Annotated in this window: 2 protein-coding genes; both read right to left on the bottom strand. The window is 64.4% G+C overall.

Annotation, left to right across the window (positions count from 1 at the left end; translation table 11 throughout):
* On the bottom strand, nt 1-733 hold a 733-nt coding region (locus ACVOLI_RS20455; protein WP_481615781.1), incomplete at its 3' end, for a plasmid recombination protein.
* A gap of 389 nt (nt 734-1,122) precedes the next feature.
* The coding region (locus ACVOLI_RS20450) for a protein rep (RefSeq protein ID WP_481615780.1) at nt 1,123-1,649 on the bottom strand (527 nt) is incomplete at its 5' end.

Below are 1,649 nucleotides of genomic sequence, written 5' to 3'. Positions count from 1 at the left end.
CCCGCAGGGCCTGTTCCCGGTCATAGGCGGCCTCGTGCTCGGCGGTCTGCCGTCGCCGCTCTTCGAGCCGGGCCGCCCTGTCCTGGCGTTGCGCACGGAGAACCAACGCCGCCAGGTCATCGGGGACAACCCGCGACAGCAAGCGCCAGGTCTTGGCGATGGTCCGGGCGCGGGTTAACGCTAACGCCGTCGCCGCCCGCTCCCGCCGCATGGCCCGGTTTTCGCTGGCCAAGCCAGCCGCCGCCAACCGGGCATTTTCCTCGCTGGCCAACAACGCCTTGCCCCACCGCACCAACTGCCGGCGCCAGCCGCGTTCCGCGTCCGCCACCGCCCCCGCCCTCACCAGCCCCAGCCGTGCCCCGTCCTCAGCCCGAGGCCGGGACGGCATGGGACCGGGCGGGGTAGGGGAGTGCGCGGCCTCCAGAGCGCCGTAGAAGGCCCTCAGCGTCGCGTGCTGGGCCTTCGACCCCATCACCCCCCGCTGTAGGCCGTGGGGGGCCATCCGGTTGCCGTAGGCTGTCTGCAGCGCAGACAGGCCCGCCGCCTCCCCCCAATAGCGCTTGGCCGACAGGCCGCCGTCCCGGTTCACCGGGACTACGGCGGCATGGAGGTGGGGGGTTCGTTCGTCCAGGTGCAACACGACCTGGACGAGATTGGCCCCGTGTTCCTCACGGAGCCAAGCCACGTTGTCGGCGGCCCACGCTTCCAGCTCGGCCCCCGACATCGAGGCCATGCGCTCAGGCGAACCCGTCAGCACCATCTCCGAGCAGAGCACCGCGTCACGCCGTGGTTTTTAACCCCGGCTTCCCGCAGGCGGTCGGCCACGGCATCGCCGAGGTCCGAGCCGCCATGAAGAACCCGAGGCGGTGGACCGTCAGGGTCAGCGTTAGGGGTTGTGCGCGTGCGGAGGTTGTGACCTCCCGCAGAGCGCACAGACCCCCAGCCTTTGAGTTTTCCGACGCGGAGGATGGCGAACTGGCTCATCCATCCATGCAAGCAAAAAAGCGAGAAAGCGCAAGGCGAAAATCTACACAAGGGCACTCACTACACTTTGCTTCGCAAAGTCGCCCCCTTCGGGGTCGGTTCGGCCCTTCGGGCAAGAGCAAAAAAGCTAACAGCACGCTACGCGCTAGAGCGCTTTCGCCGGTAGCGTTTTGCCTCCTGAGCGTAGTCAAACCTCAACACCGGCAACTCAGGTTCCGGTGGTTTTTCGTCATCGCCCAGGAGCAAATCTTGTTGGGTTTCTTCTTCTTCCCGCAAGACGTCTTTCAGCACACCCCCCGACGCGATGGCACGCGTTCGGAAAGTTTGCCTAACAAGCTCAAGGAACCATTCGCGGTCGGCCAGCATGTCCGACGGCTTTACGCTGTATTTCAGCGTTTCAGCCGCGGCCTTGCGAAGCGCCAATGCGTCATCTCCCAAGGCCAAGCGGTCGGCTTTTTTAGTCCTCACTTTCGTGATGTGGACTTGAGGGATGTAGTCGAGGCGAGCCGCTTCGCGCCACGCCTGAAGCCACTGCGATTGAGCCACGTAATGCTTTTTGAAGTAGCTCGGTTTGACTAACAACAACGCATGGAAATGCGGATGCGCCGAACCGTCTTTTCCGCGTGTGACTTCAACGGTTCTTATCCAGCCTTCAATCGCTGAGA

This window comes from Stenotrophomonas sp. STEN029, assembly GCF_056760015.1.
The sequence above is the reverse complement of the archived record's forward strand: the minus strand, read 5'-3'. Positions and strand labels throughout refer to the sequence as shown.